Source organism: Pedobacter sp. B4419 (genome assembly GCF_059693725.1).
Map to the genome: position 1 here is coordinate 1,522,841 of NZ_JCASSL010000001.1, position 23,297 is coordinate 1,546,137.

Sequence of the window (23,297 nt, forward strand, 5' to 3'; positions counted from 1 at the left end):
CAACAAAAATGACAAAAAAGAATCTGGCCTTTTTTAAAGGCTATGTTGCTTTTATTGGTTTCGCTGTAGGGGGAATGCTGTGCGCATTTCCAGGCATTGCCCTTGCCCAAAATACCGATACGCTGACCAAGGTTAACCAACTTAAAGAGGTCAAGATAAACGAATATCGCGTAAGCAGGCAAAGCTTGTCGCCAGCTGCCCTGCAGGTTTTAACGGCCGAAGACCTGAAGCGGATCAATAGCCTATCTGTTGCCGATGCCATTAGGTATTTTTCTGGCGTACAGCTCAAAGACTACGGAGGCATTGGTGGTTTAAAAACGGTCAATGTCAGGAGTATGGGTACTAACCACACCGCTATTTTTTATGATGGCATCCAATTGGGCAATGCGCAGAATGGCCAGGTAGACCTGGGAAAATATTCACTGGACAACTTAGAGGAGGTTTCACTCATCAGTGGACAAAGCAACGAGCAGCTGCAACCAGCCAAGGGCTATGCTTCGGCAAGTGCCATCTACCTTAAAACAAGGGCTCCGATTTTTGAGGATAGAAAATACAGCATTAGCGCCAATTTTAAAACCGGAGATTTCGGTTTGATCAATCCTGCATTTGTTTATCAGCGCGAAATCAGCAACAACATTTCGGCCAGTGTAAGCAGCGAATACATCAGGGCCAATGGAAAATACAAATTTAGGTATACCAACGGTATTTATGATACTGCAGCGGTAAGAAATAACGGCGATGTAAATAGATTCAGGCTAGAAACGTCTTTATTTGGCAAACTTAACAAACAAGGGAAATGGCATGCGCAGCTTTACTCTTTTTTATCAGACAGGGGATTGCCAGGTGCCATCGTTTCTAATAAATTCGATTACAACCAGCGCATCTGGGACAGAAACGTATTTGTACAAGGCAATGTAACGCAAAACTTTGGCGAACGGTTATCCATTTTGCTCAACACCAAACTGGCTTATGATTATACCCGTTTTCTCGATCCGGAATATGTAACCATTAACGGTTTTCTTGATAATCGTTTTCACGAAAGGGAAGCCTACGTTTCTTTGGCCGCCAATTATAAACTGGCCAGCATATGGAATGTGTCTTTCGCATCAGATTATCAATATCAAGACCTCAAAGCCAATCTTTATCGCTTTGCTTATCCCCGCAGAAATACCTTTTTAAATGTGCTTAGTACTTCACTAAAGCTAGAAAGGCTCGAAGTTCAGGCAAATATCCTGAGCACTACCATCAATGACGAGGTTAAAGAATATTCTTCGGCAGGAAATAAGCAAGTGTTTAGTCCGACACTGATGTTTTCTTGGAAACCGATGGAGCGGTCAAACCTGAGGCTAAGGGGTTTTTATAAGGATATTTTCAGGATGCCTACTTTTAACGACCTCTATTATACTTTTATTGGCAATACTTTGCTCAAACCCGAGTTTGCCAAACAATACGATTTGGGTTTTACCTACCTCAGTTCATTTAAGGAGCAGCGCCTTGCCTATATCGAAGTTCAGGGCGATGTGTATTACAACCAGATAAAAGATAAGATCATTGCGCAGCCGGGTGCGAACCTGATCCGTTGGATCATGTACAATTTGGGCAAGGTAGCCATCAAAGGAGCAGAACTGAACCTGAAAAGCGGTTGGAGGTTTGGAAAAGACGTGGCAATTGGCGCAGCCATCAATTACACGTTTCAACAGGCTGTTGATGTAACCGACCCTGCGGAGGATAATTATAGGCAACAAATCCCTTATATCCCTAAACACAGCGGTTCTTTCTTGGCCAAAATAGATTATCGCAAATGGCACGCCAACTACAGTTTTATCTATACCGGTTATCGCTATAACCAAAAAGCCAATATCATTTACAATTACATGGAGCCTTGGTACACGCACGATTTTGCCTTGAGCTATCAGTTTAAGCTTCGTCAGGCCAATTTTAACCTTAATGGCGAAGTAAACAACCTACTTAACCAATACTATGATGTTATTCCAAACTTCCCGATGCCCGGAAGGAATTACCGGATCACCTTGAATTTTAAGCTATGAGCCTGACCAATAAATCATATTGCCTCTTGATTGCTTTTTCGCTGATCTTTTGGGGCTGCAGAAAAGACCCTAAGCCTTTGCCTGCAGAAATTAGTCGCATTGAGCCAGACCCCACCTCAGCCATTAAAGGTTTTTACCTGGTTAACGAGGGCAACATGAACATGAACAAGGCTTCTCTTGACTATCTCGACCTGGTTAATGGCATTTATACCCGTAACCTCTACAATCAGGTTAATCCAGAAGTAACCAAGGGTTTGGGTGATGTAGGCAATGATATTGCCATATACGGCAGCAAGCTATATGTAGTAGTTAATATCTCTAACAAGGTAGAAGTGTTGAATGTCAAAACCGGCAGGCGCATCGGCCAGATCAACATCACAAATTGTCGCTACATTACATTTAACAATGGCAAAGCCTATGTGAGTGCTTATTTGGGCCGCGTAGGCGATCCGACAGCACCCAATGGAATTGTAGCAGAAATCGATACCGCTAAGCTGATCATCAACCGCACGGTAGAGGTAGGCCGGCAGCCAGAAGAAATGGCTGTTGTAGGCAACAAACTCTATATCGCCAACTCGGGTGGCTATAGTCCGCCAAACTACGAAAGCACGGTTTCGGTAATTGACCTCGCCAATTTCAGGGAAGAAAAACGCATTCAGGTAGCGCTAAACCTGCACCGCTTAAAGGCCGATCGCTATGGCGATCTCTATGTGACCTCGAGAGGCGATTATTATACCATTCCTTCACGGCTTTATGTAATCGATACCCATACCGATCAGGTTAAAAAGGTTTTTGATATCGCGGCCAGCAACCTGGCTATAGACGATGACCTGGCTTACGTGTACAGTACGGAGTGGAGCTACATCCAAGGCAAGAATACCATCAGCTACCACATGATCGATATCAGGAACGAAACCCTGCTTGCCCAAAAATTTATAACCGACGGTACGGAAAAGAACATCAAGATTCCTTATGGCATTGCCGTAAACCGGGTCAACAAAGATGTTTACGTAACCGATGCCAAAGATTATGTAACACCCGGCAAGCTGCACTGCTATAATGCTTTTGGGAAATTAAAATGGTCGTTAACTACCGGTGATATTCCGGCACACATTGCTTTTGTTTACTAAAAATCAGATATGAAAACCCTTTACAACAAACATTTCAAAACAATAGCGTTTGCCTTTTTATTAGGCACGTTATTGATCAGTTCCTGCAAAAAGGACCGTACACCTGCGCCCGAGCCAAAAGTTCCGGAAATAACGGGTACAAAAGGCATCTATGTGCTTTGCGAAGGTTCAATGGGCTATAACAACAGTTCGCTTACCTACTACGATGTTGCAAGCAAAAAAGTAGAAACGGATTATTTCAAAAAGATTAATGGGAGATCGCTGGGAGAAACAGCCAATGATCTAAAAGCCTATGGCAGCAAAATGTACTGTGTAGTAGCAGGCATCCAGGGAAAGACACAGTCTTTTGTAGAGGTGATTGACATTGCAACAGGACGCTCATTAAAAAGCATTCCCTTTAATGCCAATGGCGATGGTTTGATGCCCAGATACGTTGCTTTCTATAAAAATAAGGCTTATGTATCTCGTTATGATGGCAAAATCAGCCGCATTGATACCGCTTCTTTAACAGTTGATTTGGAGCTGCAGCTGATGAATGGCGCCTCGCCAGCTACCGGACTGGAAGGACTGGCCGTAGCAAACGGAAAATTATATGTAACCAATTCCAATCATCCTTATTATCCAACCGGACTAAAAGATAAAGTTACGGTAATCGATTTGGCCACTTTTACCAAAATCAAAGACATTACCGTAAGCTACAATCCGGTAAAGATTGCCGCTGCGCAAAATGGCGATCTGTTGGTGGTTTCGTGGGGAGACTACGGCACGATATTGCCAACGTTGCAACGCATCAACAGTGTAACCGATGCTGTAACTGGAAATTACGATTATAATGTAGGTCCAATTGCCATCAATAAAAACAAGGCCTACCTGATTACCGACTGGAATATGAATTCTGCATCGCTTGAGGTAAGTACTGGAATTGCCGGAGGAAGTCTGATTACCGATGGAACCGCAACAGGTTTAATGTATGGGGTAACCGTAAATCCTTTCGATGACACTTTTGTAATTGCAGATGCGATCAGTTTTGGAAGCGATGTGGGCAAGGCTATCGTCTTTGATAAAAACGGCAAGTTCAAGTATGATTTTGCAACTGGCGCTACACCTCAGCACGCCGTATTTAATTATAGCTATAAATAAAAATGAAGAATTATTCTTTCAAGACCAACATCAGATACCTAGGATTGGTGCTGGTACTTTTAGTGGTTTCCTGTAAAAAAAGCAAGGAAGATGATAAACCTTTGCCAAAGGCTAATAGTCCCTTTATCAGCAAGATATTTGATTATAAGCCAGCACCGGGACAGTTTATTAACGATGCGAGTTACGGCACCTTGGCAAAGGCCAATGCATTGATTGGCACGGCCGATAATGGTTTGTTGTCTTTAGGAGCTTATGGGGGCTTTGTGGTATTCGGCTTTGATCATGCCATCAAAAACGAAACTGGCTTTGATCTCGGTATTTTTGGCAATCCACTGGTTGGCGTAGGGATGGAATGGTCTGAGCCAGGTATTGTTTGCGTTATGCAAGACAAAAACAAAAACGGACTACCTGATGATGGCGAATGGTACGAATTGGCTGGTAGCGAATACAATGCACCAGAAACCAAGAAAAACTACAAAATCACTTACTATATGCCGAATGCGCTTGCCGATGATATCAAGTGGACCGACAACTTAGGCCGCGAAGGCTACGTGCTAAGAAACATGTTCCATAACCAGCAATATTATCCCAATTGGGTTAGCGGAACAGAGATTTCATTTGAAGGCACCCTGCTCAAAAATACTTTAGCTGATAATGGCATCGTTACCAATTTCCCTTTTGCTTTTGGCTATGCCGATAACGGCTCTGCAACCTATTTGGCGCTGCAAGACCAGTTGGGCAGGGGCTACAATGCCTTTGATATCGATTGGGCTGTTGATCAAAGCGGGAAAAGGGTGTCGCTGGCCGATATAGATTTTGTGAAGGTATATACCGGACAGAATGCTAACGGAAATCCTTTTCATCCTGTAACCGATAATCCACATTCTCGCTACTTGGGAGAGATATCCACAGAAATTGCCGGCGCCATAGATATCCGCCTGTATCAGCAACAGAAAAAATAAACAACAAATTATAAAATCAAACTAATTAACCCTTTAAAATGAGAATTACAAAATACCTCTTACTCGCTACTTTATTTGTTTCAATATTAGCTGCTTGTCAAAAAGACGAGGCTGCAAAGCCACCTGTGCCTATTTTGGGAAACACAATTCCCGAAGTTTCTGTTAAGCTCAAGGAAAAATATGATTTCAAGGTAACTACGCTCAATGGCGAAACATTTAGCAACGAATGGACCCTTGACGGCAAAGTGGTAGGCAACAACTACAATTACACCTTTACCCCAACTATAGCTGGCACTTATACCTTGGTCTATAAGGCAAGCAACGCCACTGGCAGTTTTTCATATACCTATAAAATCACGGTACCTGTGCCAGTAGTGGCGCCAACGGCAAACAGCAGCAAATTCATTAGTACGGTATTCGAGTACTTGCCGGCACCAGGCCAATTCATCAACGAAGCTTCAGTTGGCTCTTTGGCCCAGGCACAAAAGCTAATCGGCAATACCAATAACCTTTTAACCCTTGGCGCTTTTGGCGGTTATATTATTTTTGGCTTCGACCACTCTGTAAACAACCAAACAGGTAATGATTTGGCTATTTATGGCAATCCGATAGGAGGTACCACACCTTGGGCCGAACCCGGAATTGTAATGGTAAGCCAAGATAAAAACGGAAATGGTTTGCCTGATGACGAATGGTATGAATTGGCAGGAAGCGAATACAATGATCTTTCGACCATTAAGAACTACGAAATCACCTATACAAATCCAAAAGGCTATGCCAATGTAACCTGGACAGATAACCAAGGCAAAAGCGGTTCGGTAGACATCAATAATTTCCACAAGCACAATTACTATCCAGAATTTGCGCCAAACCAAGAAACATTGACGCTTAAAGGAACCTTGTTAAGGTCTACTTGGGGCAAAAACGGAAGCATCTTTATCAATGCTGCTTTTTCTTGGGGCTATACCGATAGCTGGTCTATTGGCGATGATTACCAAACCAATAAATACAATGGCTTCGATATTTCTTGGGCGGTAGATAAAACCGGTAAAAAAGTTGACCTTAAAACCATCGATTTTGTGAAAGTATACACTGCCCAAAACGAAAAAGGAAATACATTGATGGGCGAAATCTCAACAGAAATTAAAGGCGCAAGCGATTTGAACATTAAATAGTTATTGAATATTTCAATGAAAGAATGGAGAATGGCCTATCGCTTAACTCTTTTCGCTCTACTGAATACGCTCTACTCAATACGCTTTACGCAATACGCAATACGCAAAACAATCACACACCACATGAAACAACTTACATCACAAAAACTTCCCTTATTGATTGCCTTAATTACACTTTTTCTGTTTTCTTGTCAAAAAGACAAGGTAACGGTAGAAGAGCCAGCAACAGTAAAGGGCAAATATGAAAACGGCTTCTTTATTGTAAACGAAGGCTGGTTTGGCCACGGCACCGGAGAAGTTAATTTTTATGACTACAATTCCGGAAAACTTGTCGACAGCATTTTTAAACGAGAAAACCCAAGCAACAACCTTAATCCGGCGAGTTCAACACTTCAGTTCGGAACTATTTTTAACAACAATATGTATTTGGTGAGTAAGGTTGGCGGCCCAATGGTAGTGGTAGATGCCTTTACTTTTAAAGAAAAGGGACGTATTGCAGCCAAAGGTGGCAACGATTGGCGTGCATTTTTGGGAATAGATCAAAACACGGGACTGTTGAGCAGCTATTCTGGCGTATACATGGTAAACCTTAAAACCATGAGTGCTTACAGCAAACTGATAGGGGCTGATGGCCAAATAGGTGATATGCTAAAAGCAGGAAAATATATTTTTATGCACAGCGCCAGCAGCGGCATGCTGATTTATAATGCTGATGACTATAGCCTGAACCAAAAAGTGAAGGGCGTAACCATGGGCTTTGCACAAACTCCGAACGGAAAAGTTTGGTATACCGGAGGCAAGTACCTGTACGAAATCGATCCGCAGACTTTGGCCAAAGACAGCGTTGACCTCAAGTTTACTACCTATTCAGCTTGGGGCGCATGGCATCCGAGTTCTATAGTCGCATCGACCAAGGAAAATGCGGTTTATTTATTGAAGAACGCAAGTTTTAGCGGCGGAAGTGAGGTTTATCGTTATGTATATGGCAATAAATCATCCATTGATGCACCATTGATGACTAATCCTACGCAGCAAATATTTTATGGAAAGGGAATTGGCTACGATTCCAAGCAAAATCAGGTTGTCATTCAGACCGTACAATCGGGATTTGGGGCTAATTTTGCCATTAACAACCTGTTTTTCTACGATGCGAACGGAAACCTGAAAAAAACTATTCCTTATGATGGCTATTATTTTCCATCGCTCACCGTATTTCACCAATAGCGCATTCAAACTAAATTCTTTTATATTATCGATAAATAAACTAGTTTTGTGGGATAAATGATAAGACGAGCAGTAAGATGCTTCACCGCTCAAAGGCCAAATATAGCATGAAGGTAGTTGAAGCAATAAATGCTACTGAAAAAACAAACAAAAAATGGAAAACAAGTTTAATTCGAGAACATTAGTATTGCTATTGTTTATGGCTGTAATCATTGGGCTGCGGGTAATTGCACCTCTTTCTCCAGATTTCAAGGTCATTGCTAATTTTTCGGCAATAGGTGCGGTGGCTTTGTTCGGCGGTGCCTACTTTAAAAATACCTGGTCAGCTTTTGCCATGCCAATTTTGGTGCTTTTGCTGAGCGATATTGGTCTTGCACTAGTAATGGGCAAAGACTATGGCTTTTATCAGGGCTGGTACTATACTTACATTGCCTTTATATTAATGGTATTGGTAGGAAGGCTTTTGGTAAAGAAAGTAAACGTACAAAATGTATTGGTTGCTGGTCTTGCTGTTGTTTTTATCCATTGGATAGTTTCAGATTTCGGCGTTTGGTTTGGTTCTAGCTTTTATCCGCAAACTTTGGCAGGCTTTTGGGCCTGTTTAGTGGCAGCTATTCCTTATGAGCTTAACTTCTTGTATGGCACATTAGCCTACAGCGCTTTAATGTTCGGTGTATTCGAAAGTTTAAAAGCAAAATACCCTGTTTTGAGCCTAAAAAGAGATATTGCACAGGCCTAAACATTAAAATATAAAAGAAAGCCCTTTTGTGCTATAGCGCAAAAGGGCTTTTTGTTTAAATTAGCAGATTCAAAGCCTTGTGTTTTTGAGAGATAGCACAAGGTTTGTGGTTTTAACGGAATATTAATTAATGAAATGATGGTGGGCAGGTTGCTCCATCCAAACTAATAATTGGCTCGTATTACCTCATGGTAGACAGGATTTTAACATCTTTAAAAATAAATACATCCCGATGAAAAAGCGATTAGTCGTGTTAACGGGCGCCGGTATAAGTGCAGAAAGCGGTCTTCAAACATTTAGGGATGCTGACGGATTGTGGGAAGGCTATAATGTAATGGAGGTAGCTACCCCTGAAGCGTGGGATTGGAATCCAAAATTGGTGCAACAATTTTATAATGAACGCCGCAGGCAGGTGCGCTTGGCACTACCCAACGAGGCCCATTTGGAATTGGCCCGATTAGAGGCCCATTTCGATGTACATGTCATTACCCAAAATATCGACGATCTGCACGAAAGGGCAGGTTCAAGCCAAATTACCCATTTGCATGGCATCATCAATATGTCGCAGTCAGACCAAAATCCAAACCTGGTTTATCCCATAACTGGAGATGAACTGAAAATGGGCGAGCTGTGCGAACTGGGCTCACAGCTCAGGCCCCATGTGGTTTGGTTTGGCGAAGCTGTGCCGATGATCGAAACCGCGGCCAAAATCTGTGCAAGCGCCGATCTGTTCATGCTCATTGGTTCTTCCCTGGCAGTTTATCCTGCTGCGGGCTTAATAGACTATATTCCTAAACATGTACCTAAATATATTATCGACCCTAAAATTCCATCGGTAGACCGCTATCACAATTTGATAAAAATTGAAGAATCCGCAACTACGGGCCTCAAAATGGCTGCCGATTTATTAAAACAATATGTCTCATCTTAAAAAAGCCGTATTTAATTGGAGTGGAGGAAAAGACAGCACGCTTGCCCTTCACTATGTGCTCCAACAAAAAGAACTTGAAGTCTGCTACCTGCTTACCACATTAAACGACTCCTTTAACCGAATTGCCATGCATGGCGTACGGGAAGCCCTTCTGATTGACCAGATTGAAAGTTTGGGCTTCAAATCGCTGCAGGTGAGGTTGCCTGAAATGCCAACCATGGAGGTATATGAAGAAATAATGGGCGGGCATTTGTGCAAGTTAAAAGAAGAAGGGATTACGCACGCCATTTTTGGAGATATCTTTTTAGAAGACCTTAAAGTCTATCGCGAAAACCAATTGGGACAAATCGGAATGTTAACCGTTTTTCCCTTGTGGAAAGGCGACAGCTTGGAACTGGTTAGACATTTTATTGATTTGGGCTATAAAACAATTGTTGTGGGTGCCGAAGATGGACTTCAGGATTTTTGCGGTCGGGTAATCGATCATCAGTTTTTAGAAGAGCTGCCTAACTATGTTGACCCCTGTGGCGAAAATGGCGAGTTTCATACTTTTGTATTTGACGGACCGATGTTCAAGCACCCGGTTAATTTTACCCTGGGAGAAAAGGTTTTTAAGGCTTTCCCAAAATTCAACAAAGAAGACCTGCCAACAGGCTATTGGTATGTTGACCTGGTTCCTGTTGGGGCATAACTCATAACTGCTATTTGTTCTTTTTAGTGATTTTATAGAATAGCTTGCTCAGGTTGGGTTTAATACCTACCGAAATTGGAACCGCACTGAAATTTCTGTTTTGGATTTTGCTGAAACCTTGCATGTAACTGGCTTCGACAAATAGGTTGGCCCCTCCAATATTGTATTCGGTACCTAGTCCGGCTTCCACCATTCCCATACTATTGCTCTTGTTGTCTAGCGTGGCCTGCAAATTGCTTTGGTCAACGGTAATTCTTGGAGTAAGAATAATTCCGCCACCGCCACCTGCAAAACCGTACCAGGCGAATTTCCCGCTGATATGTCTATAGCCCAAAGCCACATTAAGCAAATAGGTGGTAGCCCTTGATTTTTTTAGCGAGTAAACATAGCCGGCATCTGGAGCCAATTCCTCGTAACCGTAAGCATGCAAACTTACTTTCGGGTATAGAAATAATCCTTTACTGCCAAGCCCTAAGTTAGCCCCAAGAGAGGTAGAAAATTTTGGTGTTAGGTAATCTGCTGTTTCACCAACCGGAAAAGAAAAACCTATACCGCTCATGCTATATAATTTGTCTGGTCGGGTGGCAGGTTCCTGTGCTTTTGTAGTGAAAGCCATTAAGGTCAATGCGCTACAGAATAAGGCGCTTAAGTATTTTTTCATGAGATAGTTTTATGTTCAGCTATAACACCCTTAATCGTTTATTGTTTGAAAATCTATTTTGGCACCCCAAATAGGTAATGACATAAAAAAGCCAGAAAAATGATTTTTTCAGGCTTACTTTGCATTTATTTGGCTATAATAGCGAACAAAATATAGTTTTGTTTAATTATTTATTTATTTAAATATCAATTAGTTATGTATTTTTATATCAATTATATGTTCTTTTGTTGCGCATGTAATAACATTTAAAACAGCTTAATTTGCAGAATTATATTCTGATTCAAAATTAAATAACCTATTTTACAGTTAGTTATGATTATTACCTAAACTTTTACTGTTGTCTTTGGTAGGCGGCGGAAAAATCGCTTCTCATGCTTTTGAAACGCTCGGTTACGGTATTTAAAAACTCTTCGTCGAGCATTTGGAATACTTCATTTGCTCCTCCTCCCATCAGGTCGAGCTCTGCTAATTTGTAGCTTTGTTCCAGCTGGCCCTGCTCAAATTTGACGATGTATTTTTGGTTCATGCTAAACAAGGTGATCTTGAAATTTGGATGCGGCAATTCGGCAACTATTCTCATGTGGTCTATATTTTTTATCAGCAAATAGCGAGGCAATCAATTGTTGCCTCGCCATGCTTTTGAAGAATTTAATTAAAGTTTAATGCCCATTTCTTTTAGCAAGAAATCGGCGTGATCGATTTTAGCGGCAACCCATAAAACATACCTAATGTCTACGCCGATAGAACGGCTGTAGCTTTCGTTCCAGGCATAATCGTTAATGGTGGCACCATAGGCACGGTCAAAATTAACACCAATCAATTCGCCATGGGCATTCATAATAGGAGAGCCCGAGTTGCCGCCAGTGGTATCCATGTTGTAAAGGAAAGCAACAGGCACGTCGTTTAGATCTTTCTTGGCAAATGACCCAAAATCCTTTGCCTCCCAAAGCGCCTTGATCTGCTGCGGGTAAGCAAATTCAGGATTGCCGGTAGCACCTTTCTCTAAAATGCCTTTTATCGTGGTGTATGGCGCCATATAACTGGCATCGACAGGCGAATAGCCACGCACATGCCCATAGGTTAACCTGAGCGTGCTATTGGCATCGGGGATGAAATCCTTTTTCAAGAATTTTTCCTTTACATTCACATAATCGCCCATTAGCTTGTTAAGCACACCTTCTCTTCGGTCTTTTTCTGGTTTCAGCTCGGCAACCTGCTTCGCAATATCCTTTTCGAACAGCAATATGCCGTCATTGTAATCGCTTACAGATTTAATAGATTTAAGGATATTATTAAACACGTAATTCTGGTCTTTCAATCTGCTCAGGCCGAAAGCGTCGTTAATAAAATCGTTGATCATGGCCTCGTTGTTGGCGCCTCTGCTCGTGATCTTGTCTACTGCGCTTACCCTTTGGTTCGTAGTCAGGGCAACGGCATCCATCATCATTTTTTTTAAGATCCTTCTGTCTACATCGATATCGTAAGCTTCGTAAACGGTATTTAGCGCCTGTTTAAGCTTAGGTGCATTGGCGTTGAAGTAACTTTCCTTCTGGGCATTGGGTTGTGCCTGCAAATCGCTTTTAAATGCGTTGAGCTGCTTGGCTACGTTGAGCAAGCTGGTTGAAGTATAGATTTGCGCCAACCACAAGTCTCTGTTTGCATCGCCATTGATTTGTTTGTACAATAAGTCTATGTCGTTCATCAAGTTACCATATTGGGCCTTTACTTCTACGTTAGAATTGATAAAGGATGCCAATGCCGCGTCTTCCTGTTTTTTCTGCGCTACCAAGTCGATGTCTTTTAAACCTTTGAGCTTGCCTCTGTAATTCTTCATTACATTGGCATTTCTTTTAATGCGGGTAGCCAGTTTCAGCTCGGTTGTTTTATCTTTTTTGCCTACGCTTTCCATCATGCTGTTCTGAAAATCATAGAGTGTTGATACGTAAGGCAATAGGTATTGTTGCTGGTAGTTGATGAACTGTGCGGGGCGGTGACGGAATGTCTTGCCCGGATAACCTAAAATAAATACGAAATCTTCTTCATTGGTTCCTTTTGGATTTACTTTCAAGAACTTTTTAGGTGTATAGGGTACATTGTCTTTCGAGTATTTGGCTGGAGAGCCATCTTTGGCCACATAAGCCCTCATAAACGAGTAGTCGCCGGTATGTCTTGGCCAAACCCAGTTATCGGTTTCGCCACCGAACTCGCCAACCCTGCGGTCGGGTACATAAACGAGGCGAACATCCTGGATGGTTTTATATTTGAAGAGTACATAGCTTTTGCCAATAAACATTTCAGACACTTCGGCCTTGATGCTTGGATCTTTTTTCTCTGCATCCAAGGCAATATTCTTCATGGCGTTGTTAACGAGCTGGAGGCGGGTAGCAGGGTCTGTGGTATTGGCAACAGTACCTAAAACTTGATCAGAAACATCTTCATAACTATCAGTAATACGGCAGGTTAATCCTTTTGCTTCAATTTCTTGTTCATGTGATTTGGCTACAAAGCCATCGTTCAGGTAATCGTGCTCTGGCGTACTGGCGAGCTGCACTGCACTAAAGGCACAGTGATGGTTGGTAATGATCAAGCCTTCGTTAGACACAAAAGAACCCGTACAGCCACCTACGTTAACCAAGGCATCAACCAGGCTTATTCCATTCGGATTATATACTTCGTTCTGGTCTATCTTTAATCCGGCTTTTTTAAGGTCTACTTTATGTATTTCGCTTAAAGGAAACATGCCTTCTTCTGGCGTACGGTAGGCCATTTGTCCAATACCGGCACAAAGAAGTAAAGTAATGAGTAAGGTTTTCTTGTTCATCTTTCTTATTATTATGGTAGCTTCAAAGCTAATCAATTTGTTTAATGTAGAAATGCAATGTGGAATAGTCGCAACGATGTTGACAAGCCAATTAAGGAGACTAGAATTTATTTTATTAGCTTCTGTTTGAAAAGCAAGTACAGTATTCCATTTGATCGTTAGCCCCGCTTTTTGCTTTACTGACCTCATGCTTCGGCTCTGTGTTCGCGCCAATCGGGTTTAGGGGACGGCGGTTGTTGCTAAACCTAAAGTCTATTCGTCATCCCGAACCTGATTCGGGATCTCACTTGAGATAGATGCCTGATTACTATTAACTTGAATTAATGCTACCAATTGAATAGCTTAGCTTTAAATCTCTCTTTATGGAAAATTTCATCGGTTATTTGTTCTTCTTTATCGTGTTGTTGCTTATTGCTGCAATAGATTTGTTCGCTATCCTCAGCATTTCAAAATTTCCGTTGGATAAGCGCAGAAGGAAATGGGCATGGACCAATATCGTGATGCTGTTGCCTATTGTTGGCGGACTACTCTACTTTTCTATCGGCAAAAAAGACCTGATTGCCACTAACGCCTAGTCTGTCACTAAAGCGTTATTTCTTTGTCAATCACCGAAAATCGCCTGGTGATTTGTTAATTTTGCAGTTCAATCAAATACCATGGCAGAAGACTTGAACATTACCCGTACCGGAACAAAAGAAGAACAATACCAAACGTTAATTCCTCAAATAGAAGCTTTGCTTTTTGGCGAAACCGACCAAATAGCCAACTTAGCCAATGTTTGCGCGGCCCTAAAGGAACAGTTCGGCTGGTTTTGGGTAGGCTTTTACCTGGTTAAGAACGATGAATTGGTTCTAGGGCCTTTTCAGGGACCAGTTGCCTGTACGCGCATTAAAAAAGGCAAAGGGGTATGTGGCACTTCTTGGGCCAAGGCCGAAACCATCGTCGTTCCCAATGTTGATGAATTTCCTGGCCATATTGCCTGTGCTTCTGCCTCTAAATCAGAAATCGTGCTGCCGCTTTACCATAATGGAAACATTATAGGCGTATTAGATGTTGATAGTGAATATTTGGCTCATTTCGATGAAGTTGATGCCCAATACCTACAGCAGATCGTGAAATTATTAGATGTCTAAACTTCCTTATTCCTTTTATCAGCAAGATAATGTAACCGCCTTAGCCATAGCGCTATTGGGCAAACAGCTTTTTACCCTGGTTGATGGAAAGCTCACCGCAGGAACAATTGTAGAAACAGAGGCTTATAATGGCGTAGGCGACAAGGCCTCACATGCTTATGGTGGCCGATTTACGCCCCGGACCTCAACCATGTATGAAGCGGGTGGCGTTTCTTATGTATACCTCTGTTATGGAATCCACTACCTGTTTAACGTAGTTACCGCACCTAAAGGCACACCTCATGCGGTTTTAATTCGTGGCGTTGAACCAGTTGTGGGGATTGAAACCATGCTCGAACGCAGGAAAATGACAGCTTTGGCCCCTCGGATAACTGCAGGCCCTGGAGCATTGGCCCAGGCATTAGGCATCAACAAAACGCTTAATGCCAAAGATCTATTGGGCGATGAAATCTGGATTGAGGATAATGAAATTCGCTTTAAATCAGAAGAAATTATAGCCTCTCCACGCGTTGGAGTAGATTATGCGGCAGAACATGCCTTATTGCCTTGGCGCTTTTACGTAAAGGGCAACAAGTATGTAAGCAAGCCCAATTCTTAATAGCCGTACTCCAAACGGGTGTGTGCTTCTTTAAACCTTTCTATGGCCTTGCTGTTATTTCTTAAAAGCAACAGCAATATGAAAAACGAAAAAAATATAGCCATATTAAAAGAAATGGCAGAGAAAGTGGGTTTTTGCATGTTCAATACCTTAACCCCAAACGGCAGTTTTCATAGCAGGCCAATGTCGGTAGCCAAAATAGAAGAGGATGGAAGCCTTTGGTTCTTTACCAATGAATATTCGCCCAAGTCTAAAGAGATTTCGAAAGAAAATGAAGTAAACCTTGGTTTTGGTGATCCTTCAAGCAATACTTACCTCTATGTAAACGGCAAGGCCGAACTGGTTGACGATATTGCCCGAAAAGAAGCTTATTTTTCTCCAGCGGTAAAGGCTTGGTTTCCTGATGGAATCAAAGACCCTACTTTAACCCTGATTAAGGTTGCGCCATCTGTGGCCGAGTATTGGGACAACAGCTCGAGTAAAATGGTATTGCTTTTCAATATGCTGAAAGCCATAGTTAAGGGTACCACCTATGAAGAAGGCAAACACGAAAAAATTAGCTTTTAACACAGCAATGAAATCCTAAAATGGAAAGTCTAGCCCACAGGTTAGGCTTTTTTTTATTAATATTGGTGCATGAATTTTGAGAACAATTTGTCTTTTGCCCAACAGTTGGATCAAGCAGATCCCTTGCGCGGAATGCGAAACGAATTTCTTTTTCCGCAACACAACGGAAAAGAATTTATCTACCTGTGTGGTAATTCTTTAGGATTGCAACCTAAAGTTGCACAAGAAGTAATGCAGGTACAATTAAACAACTGGAAAAACCTTGCTGTAGAGGGTTGGTTCGAAGGCGAAACCCCTTGGATGTTTTACCACAAGGAACTCAAAAAACTCATGGCGCCCATTGTAGGCGCAAAGGAAAGCGAAGTTTGCCCAATGAATACCTTAACGGTTAACTTGCACTTGCTGATGGTGAGCTTTTATCGTCCCAAAGGCAAAAGGTTCAAGATCATTATGGAGGCTGGCGCTTTTCCGTCTGACCAATACGCGATAGAGAGCCAGGTTCGTTTTCATGGATATGATCCTAAAGAAGCCATTATAGAAGTGAAGCCAAAAGATGGTGCTTATACTTTAGAAACGGCAACTATTCTGGAAGAAATTGAGGCTAATGGTGATGAAATTGCATTGGTATTGTTTGGAGGGGTTAATTATTTTACCGGACAATGGTATGATATGCCTGCCATTACCCAAGCTGGCCATGCCGTAGGTGCTATCGTTGGCTTCGATTTGGCCCATGCAGCTGGTAATGTGCCTTTGGAGTTGCATAACTGGGGCATCGATTTTGCCTGTTGGTGTTCATATAAATACCAAAACTCAGGTCCGGGTGGTATCAGTGGAATTTTTGTACACGAGAAGCATTTTTCGGACACTTCCCTGCATCGCTTTGCAGGCTGGTGGGGCTACCAGGAATCGCAACGCTTTAAAATGGAAAAAGGCTTTGTACCCGAAGCCGGTGCCGATGGCTGGCAGATAAGCTGTACGCAGGTAATGCCCATGTCGCTTTACCATGCATCCTTGCAATTGTTTGAAAAAGCAGGCTTCATTGAACCTTTAAGAAATAAAAGTAAAACTTTAACTTCTTATCTATTTTACATTATAAATGAAGTAAATATGAAGTTAGGAGTAGAGCAATATAAAATCATTACCCCACAAAATGAAGCTGAACGAGGCGCACAGGTTTCTATCATTGCCAGAGCCAATGGCAAGCAGGTCTTCGACCAATTGGTTACCCATCATGTGTTGGGCGATTGGCGCGAACCTAATGTGATCCGCCTTAGTCCGGTACCGATGTACAACAGCTTTGAAGACGTTTATAGAACAGGAGAACTATTATTAACCATTAGCCAACAGTTAAATGATTAATTACAACCCCAAAGAGTGGAGCCACTTTATTTTTCACATCCATAAGGCAGACACCTTTAGGAAGCTGTGGCCGTTGATGCTTGGCGTAGCCATATTTTCGGGCATTATAGCCTTTTTAGAGTTGCGTTACCTTAAACTGGCCGAAACCACTTACATTAAAAACCTGGGCATGATGCACAACCTGCTGGGCTTTGTGATTTCGATGTTGCTGGTGTTCCGTACCAATACTTCTTATGACAGGTGGTGGGACGGGAGAAAGCTGTTAGGGGCTTTAACCAATGTGAGTCGTAATTTTGCCATTAAGATCAAGGCTTTAAATTTAGATCAGGAAGAAAACGATTTCTTTAAATACGCCATTCCCAAATATGCCTTTGCCTTAAAAGAACATTTGCGCGAGAAGCAATACTTTGGCAAAGACAGTTTCCTGATCGAAATTGATGGAGGCAAGCATATTCCCAACCAGGTGGCTACCAGTATAGTGAGCAGGCTGTATGCTTTACAGGCGGCGAATAAGATCTCTCAGGAGCAATTGATTACCTTAAATACAGATTCGAGCCAATTTACCGACATCTGCGGAGGTTGCGAACGCATTCGGAATACGCCAATTCCGTTTTCCTATAGTGCCTTTATCAAGAAATTCATTTTCATATATGTCATTACCCTGCCTTTTGGATGGGTGTTTAGCTTGGGCTATTTTGTAATTCCTATTGTACCTTTTATTTTATATGTATTGGCCAGTTTGGAACTGATTGCCGAAGAAATCGAAAATCCTTTTGGTTTCGATGCGAACGATCTTCCGGTTGACCAGATCTGCGATAACATTGAAAAGCATGTGGGGGAGATTTTAGGTTAGCTAAGACAAAAGAACAAGGAACAAAGATAAAAAGACTAATCCTTGCTCTTTATTCCTTGTTCCTTATTCGATAAAAATGTTAAAAATAGCCTATCATCATTTATACGCGCATCCGTTGCCGGCTGGACATCGCTTTCCGATGCTTAAATACGAATTGATACCAGCGCAACTGCTGCATGAGGGAACAATAAAAGAGATCAACCTTTTTGCACCCGAGCCTTTGCAGGAAGAGGTTATTTTAGCTACCCATGATGCCGATTATTGGAAGCAGCTACGCGATTTAACCCTGCCTTTAAAAGAACAACGCAGGATTGGCTTTCCGCTCACTGCCCAATTGGTAGAACGTGAAATCAGAATTGCTCAGGGAACAATTGATGGTACTCGTTTTGCCCAGCAATATGGCATAGCCTTTAATGTGGCTGGCGGTACACATCATGCAGGCAGCAATTGGGGCGAGGGTTTCTGCTTGTTAAACGATCAGGCGATAGCAGCTAACGAACTGCTGAATAAAGGATTGGCTAAGCGCATCTTAATAATCGATTTAGATGTGCATCAAGGCAATGGAACTGCCCAAATATTTGCAAAAGAACCAAGGGTATTTACTTTCTCCATGCATGGCGATAAGAATTTTCCCTTTAGAAAAGAGCAGTCAGATTTAGATATCCCTTTAGCCGATGGCACTGCCGATGAAGAATTCTTAGCCAAACTAAGCACGGCGCTGAATGAAGTGTTTAAAAAGCACCAACCCGATTTTGTTTTCTATTTAGCAGGCGTAGATGTGTTGGCCAGCGATAAACTGGGCAAATTGGCTTTGAGCAAAAAAGCCTGCAAGGAACGTGATCAACTGGTTTTTGAAGCTTGCATCAAACATCAGGTACCCGTTCAGGTAAGTATGGGTGGTGGCTATTCTGAAGATATCAAAACAATTGTAGATGCCCATTGCAATACATTTAGGCTGGCGGTAGATTTGTTTCTATAATTTGTCATCCAGAACGAAGTGAAGGATCTAAAAAGACAAGTTATCATATTCCTCTCCCAATCAAATCTGGATCAGAATGACAAAAACCTTATCTTCGCCAGATGTTAGAAATCGTGTATCAGGATGAACACCTCATTGCCATTAATAAACCCCATGGCTTATTGGTGCATCGTTCTAAAATAGCCAATGACGCTACCGAATTTGCCTTGCAAATTTTAAGAGACCAAATTGGCCGTCAGGTAAGTCCGGTACACCGATTAGACCGTAAAACCAGTGGCTTATTGCTTTTTGCCTTTGAGAAAGAGGTAGAAATTGCCATGCACAAACAGTTTATGGAAGGCGAGGTGGCAAAAAAATACCTGGCCATTTTACGTGGCTATGCACCCGATCAGCTTGATATTGATTATCCCTTAGCCAAGGAGAACGGCACCATGCAGGATGCCTTTACTTCGTTCGTTACGCTGCAGCGGGCAGAAATCGACGTCGCCTTTGGCAAACACGCCACTTCGAGGTACTCTTTGGTAGAAGCCACTCCAAAAACTGGTCGCATGCATCAGTTACGCAAGCATTTTGCCCATATTTTTCATCCAATAATTGGTGATAGAAAACATGGTTGCAACAAACAAAACCGATTTTTTTTAGAGCAGTTCGAAATGACCACCATGTTGTTGCATGCGAGCGAGTTGGCTTTTGTGCATCCGGTAACTGGTCAGCAAGTTCAGCTAAGGGCTACTGTACATGAAGAATTTAAAAGAATGATGGAATTGATGAAATTTGTAGCTGTTTAGCCATCTCTTCGTAAAAACCTGATCCAGTTTTGCTAAAGCACGTAAGATTGAATGGTTGAAGCGCAAAGCCTGTGCTGCAAATTAACGATAGTCCTGCTTTTCACTATATCTTTTTTGCTATTTGGGCAAAAAAGGATATCACTCCAATCCGGGCTATTTAACCAGATATCGTGCAAGGAGCATAGTTGTAGCCCTGTTTGTTTCCTAAACCCGATTGGCGCGAACACGGAGCCGAAGCATGAGGTGCAGTAAAGCAAAAAGCGGGACAAACAATCAAATGAAATGCTGGCTTTGCTTTTCTAACGAGTAACTAAGCTTTTTGCCAATCTTTCTAATCAAAAAGTGTTTTTATTCGCAATTCGCGTTATCTAGCACAATATTTGTTTGGCGTTTGCTGTTAAAAAACTAATATGACGAAATATTTCTACCTTATCCTAGCTGTAGCCCTAGTTGCACTGAGCAGTTGTTCATCTATTTATATGCCAAGCGTACCAAATACGCCAATGTTGACCACGAAGGGCGAAATTGCAGCTGGCGCTCACATCTCTCTAAAAGGCAATGCCAATTTTAATTCGGCCTATGCCGTAAGCAACCATTTTGCGGTGCTGGCCAACGGCGCCTACATGAACAATGAGGGCACCAAAAAAGACATCAAACATAAAATGATAGAGTTCGGCGCAGGGTATTTCAATACCTTCGGACCAGACAACAACCGAATATTAGAAATTTATGCAGGCCTGGGCAGCGGAAAAAGCAGTAGGCTGTTTAGGGAACTTGACCAGAACGATGTGGTGCTGAGTAAAGATCTCTACGATTCGAAATACGACAAGAAATTTATCCAGGTGAATTACAGCTCCAAGAAAAAAGACAAGCTCCGTTTGTTTGGCGTTAACTTTGCCTTGAATTATGGCACTGCACTACGGATGAGCTTTGTAAAAACCAATGATTTTTTCCATAACGGCATTAAACAGGCCAATGAAGACAATATCTTTTTAGAACCGGTGTTTTTTACGCGCATGATCTTGAGCGACGAGGTACAGCTGCAATATACCAGCGGGAGCAATTTTGGATTGAAAAGCCGTAAATTCTTAAATGCGGGCAATTCGGTATTCAGTGTTGGGGCAGTGGTAAATTTAGGCAGGACCAAGAAAAAATAGCAAGAGATTATTGTAGATTTGTAGGTATGCGGTACCTGCTTATCATTTTCCTGTTGTTTTTTAATGTGATGCTAAAGGCGCAGCAGAGCTTTAAAGAACGATTCGACTCGTTTAAAAAGCTGAATGTTGATAGCGGTATAACCCTTACCTTCGACGAGCCCGAACTTAAAGCCAAGCAACCCACCAAATTGATTATTTTTGCTTTGCCCAACGGCAATACAACGGCGCAAAGCTTTGGCAAAAAGCTGGAAACAGGTGATGACTGGCATTTTGATATCCAACACATTGGCGCGCAAACAGCATTTATCCGAAAAACTGACCCACATACCAATTACATTGTGGTTTATGCGGAAAACGCGCTGAAAGCCTGGCCGGCATGGCGAAGGAAGTTTGCCAACAGCGATGAACGTATTGGCGATTTGGTCGAGCAGATAGAAGAGCGCTACAAAAAATATCATCCACAACTTTTACTAACTGGTCACAGTGGGGGCGGAAGCTTTATTTTTGGCTACATTAATGCCCAGCAACAAATACCAACAAACCTCGAAAGGATTGGTTTTTTAGATGCCACTTATGGCTATGAAACAGAAAAGCACCAGACAAAACTTTCCAATTGGTTAAAGCTGGGCAAAAAATCCCTCCAGGTTATTGCCTATAACGATAGTGTGGTGATGTACAATGGCAAGCCATTGGTATCGCCAACTGGCGGAACCTGGTACCGAAGCCAGCTCATGGCCAAAGATCTTTTGGTATCGCACAATCTTAAAAAGCAGGAACTCGAGGATCGGATCAGTTTCAAGAACGAGAATAACAAAATTGCTTTTACCCTGATCAAAAATCCAGAAGCCAAAATATTCCATACTGTTTTGGTAGAAAAGAACGGCTTTATCCAATTGGTTTTTGCAGGTACAAAATTCGAAAATAAAGGATACGTTTTTTGGAAAGACCGAGCCTATTCTTCCTATATTTTGCCTTAAAGATGAAAGCCGAAGACCATAAACTGCTGCGAAAAATCATCCATATCGATATGGACGCATTTTATGCATCGGTGGAGCAACGTGATTTTCCTGAATATAGGGGAAAGGCACTGGTGGTTGGCGGACCGCCAGAAGGAAGGGGCGTGGTGGCTACGGCCAGCTATGAGGCGAGAAAATACGGAGTTAGATCTGCCATGACGAGTAGAAAGGCACAGCAGCTTTGTCCGCATGCTATTTTTGTTTATCCGCGCTTTGCAGCCTACAAAGAAGCTTCGCAAAAAATACGGGAAATATTTAGCCGATACACCGATCTGATCGAACCACTTTCGCTTGATGAAGCCTATTTAGATGTAACTGAGGACAAAAAGCACATCGGCTCGGCCATTACCATTGCACAAGAGATTAAACAGGCCATTAAAGAAGAGCTGCATTTAACGGCATCGGCCGGAGTATCCATCAATAAGTTTACGGCGAAAATCGCTTCGGACATGAACAAGCCTGACGGATTGACTTTTATTGGTCCATCTAAAATTGAAAAATTTATAGAAAACCTTCCGGTAGAGAAGTTTTTTGGCGTAGGCAAAGTAACGGCCGAAAAGATGAAGCGCCAAGGCCTGCATACAGGACTAGACCTGAAGAAATTAAGCGAACAGCGAATGGTGCAGCTGTTTGGCAAAACGGGCAAGTTCTTTTATCAAATTGTTCGAGGCATTGATGATAGGCCGGTACAACCTCATCACGATATCAAATCGATTAGTGCCGAAGATACCTTTTCTTATGATTTGGATAAAGGGGAGGAGCTCAATGATTGGCTGGACAAGATTGCCAAATCTGCTTTTAAGCGGCTGCAACATTATCAGGTGTATGGACGTACACTTACCTTAAAGATCAAGTTTGGCGATTTTAAACAGATTACCCGAAGCACCTCTTTTGCTACGCCAATCTTAGAGCTGGAGCAAGTGCTTGAAATTGCGCAAAGCCTATTGGAACAAGCTGATTTTGAAGGTAAAAAGGTAAGACTCATCGGCGTTGGTTTTTCTAACTTTGGCGACACCAAAACTAAGGCATCGATAGTAGGCTATCAGACTTCTCTGTTCGATTAGCAAGCGCTAACGATAATATAAGCTTAACTTTAAGTAAATAAAATGCCCTTATTTTTATTTATTAATTAAATACAGGGAATTTATAACCTGGGTAAGGTATCATGAAGATCAATGTTGTAGTTATTGCGATTGTTATTGTAGCCGTTTTAGCTTTTGTTTATTTTATTGTAAAACGCAATAGAAAAGACCAGAAAAATCTAGAACAGGAACTGAACGAGCGCGAAACAAAACCCGAAAAACACGGCGAAGAGCAGGTTTAAC

24 protein-coding genes are annotated in these 23,297 nt (G+C 42.1%); 21 read left to right on the plus strand and 3 right to left on the minus strand.

Annotated elements, in window-relative coordinates; genetic code table 11:
- The first annotated feature begins 8 nt into the window (after positions 1 to 8).
- The 9 genes from AC570H_RS06105 to AC570H_RS06145 all read left to right on the plus strand — a co-directional run bounded on the left by AC570H_RS06105 (position 9) and on the right by AC570H_RS06145 (position 10,040).
- Positions 9 to 2,048, plus strand: coding sequence for a TonB-dependent receptor plug domain-containing protein (locus AC570H_RS06105; protein WP_497352754.1), 2,040 nt, complete (start codon positions 9 to 11; stop codon positions 2,046 to 2,048).
- Positions 2,045 to 3,178, plus strand: a complete 1,134-nt coding sequence (locus AC570H_RS06110) for a YncE family protein (protein ID WP_497352756.1) — start codon at positions 2,045 to 2,047, stop codon at positions 3,176 to 3,178. Before AC570H_RS06105 ends, AC570H_RS06110 begins: the two co-directional genes overlap by 4 nt.
- 9 nt (positions 3,179 to 3,187) lie before the next feature.
- Positions 3,188 to 4,318 (plus strand): YncE family protein, encoded by a 1,131-nt coding sequence (locus AC570H_RS06115; protein WP_497352758.1) that lies wholly within the window; start codon positions 3,188 to 3,190, stop codon positions 4,316 to 4,318.
- A gap of 2 nt (positions 4,319 to 4,320) precedes the next feature.
- Positions 4,321 to 5,280: a PKD domain-containing protein gene (locus AC570H_RS06120; RefSeq protein ID WP_497352760.1), complete on the plus strand. Its 960-nt coding sequence runs from the start codon at positions 4,321 to 4,323 to the stop codon at positions 5,278 to 5,280.
- Positions 5,281 to 5,318: 38 nt separating this feature from the next.
- Positions 5,319 to 6,455, plus strand: coding sequence for a PKD domain-containing protein (locus tag AC570H_RS06125; RefSeq protein ID WP_497352762.1), 1,137 nt, complete (start codon positions 5,319 to 5,321; stop codon positions 6,453 to 6,455).
- A 123-nt stretch (positions 6,456 to 6,578) separates the two neighbouring features.
- Positions 6,579 to 7,679, plus strand: coding sequence for a DUF5074 domain-containing protein (locus AC570H_RS06130; protein ID WP_497352764.1), 1,101 nt, complete (start codon positions 6,579 to 6,581; stop codon positions 7,677 to 7,679).
- Positions 7,680 to 7,833: 154 nt separating this feature from the next.
- Complete coding sequence (locus tag AC570H_RS06135; RefSeq protein WP_497352766.1) at positions 7,834 to 8,418, plus strand: DUF6580 family putative transport protein; 585 nt, start codon at positions 7,834 to 7,836, stop codon at positions 8,416 to 8,418.
- A gap of 232 nt (positions 8,419 to 8,650) precedes the next feature.
- Complete coding sequence (locus AC570H_RS06140; RefSeq protein WP_497352768.1) at positions 8,651 to 9,349, plus strand: SIR2 family NAD-dependent protein deacylase; 699 nt, start codon at positions 8,651 to 8,653, stop codon at positions 9,347 to 9,349.
- Positions 9,336 to 10,040, plus strand: coding sequence for a Dph6-related ATP pyrophosphatase (locus AC570H_RS06145; RefSeq protein ID WP_497352770.1), 705 nt, complete (start codon positions 9,336 to 9,338; stop codon positions 10,038 to 10,040). Before AC570H_RS06140 ends, AC570H_RS06145 begins: the two co-directional genes overlap by 14 nt.
- 10 nt (positions 10,041 to 10,050) lie before the next feature.
- On the opposite strand, the gene AC570H_RS06150 is transcribed toward AC570H_RS06145, so the two are convergent.
- The 3 genes from AC570H_RS06150 to AC570H_RS06160 form a co-directional block, all read right to left on the minus strand.
- Positions 10,051 to 10,701 carry a hypothetical protein gene (locus AC570H_RS06150; protein WP_497352772.1) on the minus strand — a complete coding sequence of 217 codons (651 nt, stop codon included), beginning with the start codon at positions 10,699 to 10,701 and terminating at the stop codon, positions 10,051 to 10,053.
- A gap of 331 nt (positions 10,702 to 11,032) precedes the next feature.
- Positions 11,033 to 11,281: a hypothetical protein gene (locus tag AC570H_RS06155; protein WP_497352774.1), complete on the minus strand. Its 249-nt coding sequence runs from the start codon at positions 11,279 to 11,281 to the stop codon at positions 11,033 to 11,035.
- A gap of 72 nt (positions 11,282 to 11,353) precedes the next feature.
- The gene (locus AC570H_RS06160; RefSeq protein WP_497352776.1) at positions 11,354 to 13,522 is read right to left on the minus strand and encodes a S46 family peptidase; all 2,169 of its coding nucleotides are present in this window, start codon (positions 13,520 to 13,522) and stop codon (positions 11,354 to 11,356) included.
- A gap of 362 nt (positions 13,523 to 13,884) precedes the next feature.
- Here AC570H_RS06160 and AC570H_RS06165 point away from each other — a divergent pair, with 362 nt between their 5' ends.
- The 12 genes from AC570H_RS06165 (at position 13,885) to AC570H_RS06220 (ending at position 23,296) form a co-directional block, all read left to right on the plus strand.
- Positions 13,885 to 14,097, plus strand: coding sequence for a PLDc N-terminal domain-containing protein (locus AC570H_RS06165; RefSeq protein WP_497352778.1), 213 nt, complete (start codon positions 13,885 to 13,887; stop codon positions 14,095 to 14,097).
- 81 nt (positions 14,098 to 14,178) lie between these two features.
- Positions 14,179 to 14,655, plus strand: coding sequence for a GAF domain-containing protein (locus AC570H_RS06170; protein ID WP_497352780.1), 477 nt, complete (start codon positions 14,179 to 14,181; stop codon positions 14,653 to 14,655).
- Positions 14,648 to 15,253 carry a DNA-3-methyladenine glycosylase gene (locus AC570H_RS06175; protein WP_497352782.1) on the plus strand — a complete coding sequence of 202 codons (606 nt, stop codon included), beginning with the start codon at positions 14,648 to 14,650 and terminating at the stop codon, positions 15,251 to 15,253. Before AC570H_RS06170 ends, AC570H_RS06175 begins: the two co-directional genes overlap by 8 nt.
- 78 nt (positions 15,254 to 15,331) lie before the next feature.
- The gene (locus AC570H_RS06180) at positions 15,332 to 15,820 is read left to right on the plus strand and encodes a pyridoxamine 5'-phosphate oxidase family protein (RefSeq protein ID WP_497352784.1); all 489 of its coding nucleotides are present in this window, start codon (positions 15,332 to 15,334) and stop codon (positions 15,818 to 15,820) included.
- A 69-nt stretch (positions 15,821 to 15,889) separates the two neighbouring features.
- Positions 15,890 to 17,179: a kynureninase gene (kynU, locus tag AC570H_RS06185; protein ID WP_497352787.1), complete on the plus strand. Its 1,290-nt coding sequence runs from the start codon at positions 15,890 to 15,892 to the stop codon at positions 17,177 to 17,179.
- Positions 17,172 to 18,032, plus strand: coding sequence for a bestrophin family protein (locus AC570H_RS06190; protein WP_497352788.1), 861 nt, complete (start codon positions 17,172 to 17,174; stop codon positions 18,030 to 18,032). Before kynU ends, AC570H_RS06190 begins: the two co-directional genes overlap by 8 nt.
- 76 nt (positions 18,033 to 18,108) lie before the next feature.
- Positions 18,109 to 19,011 carry a histone deacetylase family protein gene (locus AC570H_RS06195; protein ID WP_497352790.1) on the plus strand — a complete coding sequence of 301 codons (903 nt, stop codon included), beginning with the start codon at positions 18,109 to 18,111 and terminating at the stop codon, positions 19,009 to 19,011.
- A 101-nt stretch (positions 19,012 to 19,112) separates the two neighbouring features.
- The gene (locus tag AC570H_RS06200) at positions 19,113 to 19,799 is read left to right on the plus strand and encodes a pseudouridine synthase (RefSeq protein ID WP_497352792.1); all 687 of its coding nucleotides are present in this window, start codon (positions 19,113 to 19,115) and stop codon (positions 19,797 to 19,799) included.
- A 410-nt stretch (positions 19,800 to 20,209) separates the two neighbouring features.
- On the plus strand, positions 20,210 to 20,956 hold the full coding sequence (locus tag AC570H_RS06205; protein ID WP_497352794.1) for a hypothetical protein: 747 nt from the start codon (positions 20,210 to 20,212) through the stop codon (positions 20,954 to 20,956).
- Between the two features lie 26 nt (positions 20,957 to 20,982).
- Entirely contained in the window at positions 20,983 to 21,933 is a 951-nt protein-coding gene (locus tag AC570H_RS06210; protein ID WP_497352796.1) for a hypothetical protein, read from the plus strand.
- 2 nt (positions 21,934 to 21,935) lie between these two features.
- Positions 21,936 to 23,036, plus strand: coding sequence for a DNA polymerase IV (gene dinB / locus AC570H_RS06215; RefSeq protein ID WP_497352798.1), 1,101 nt, complete (start codon positions 21,936 to 21,938; stop codon positions 23,034 to 23,036).
- A 101-nt stretch (positions 23,037 to 23,137) separates the two neighbouring features.
- The gene (locus tag AC570H_RS06220; protein ID WP_497352800.1) at positions 23,138 to 23,296 is read left to right on the plus strand and encodes a hypothetical protein; all 159 of its coding nucleotides are present in this window, start codon (positions 23,138 to 23,140) and stop codon (positions 23,294 to 23,296) included.
- Position 23,297: the final 1 nt, after the last annotated feature.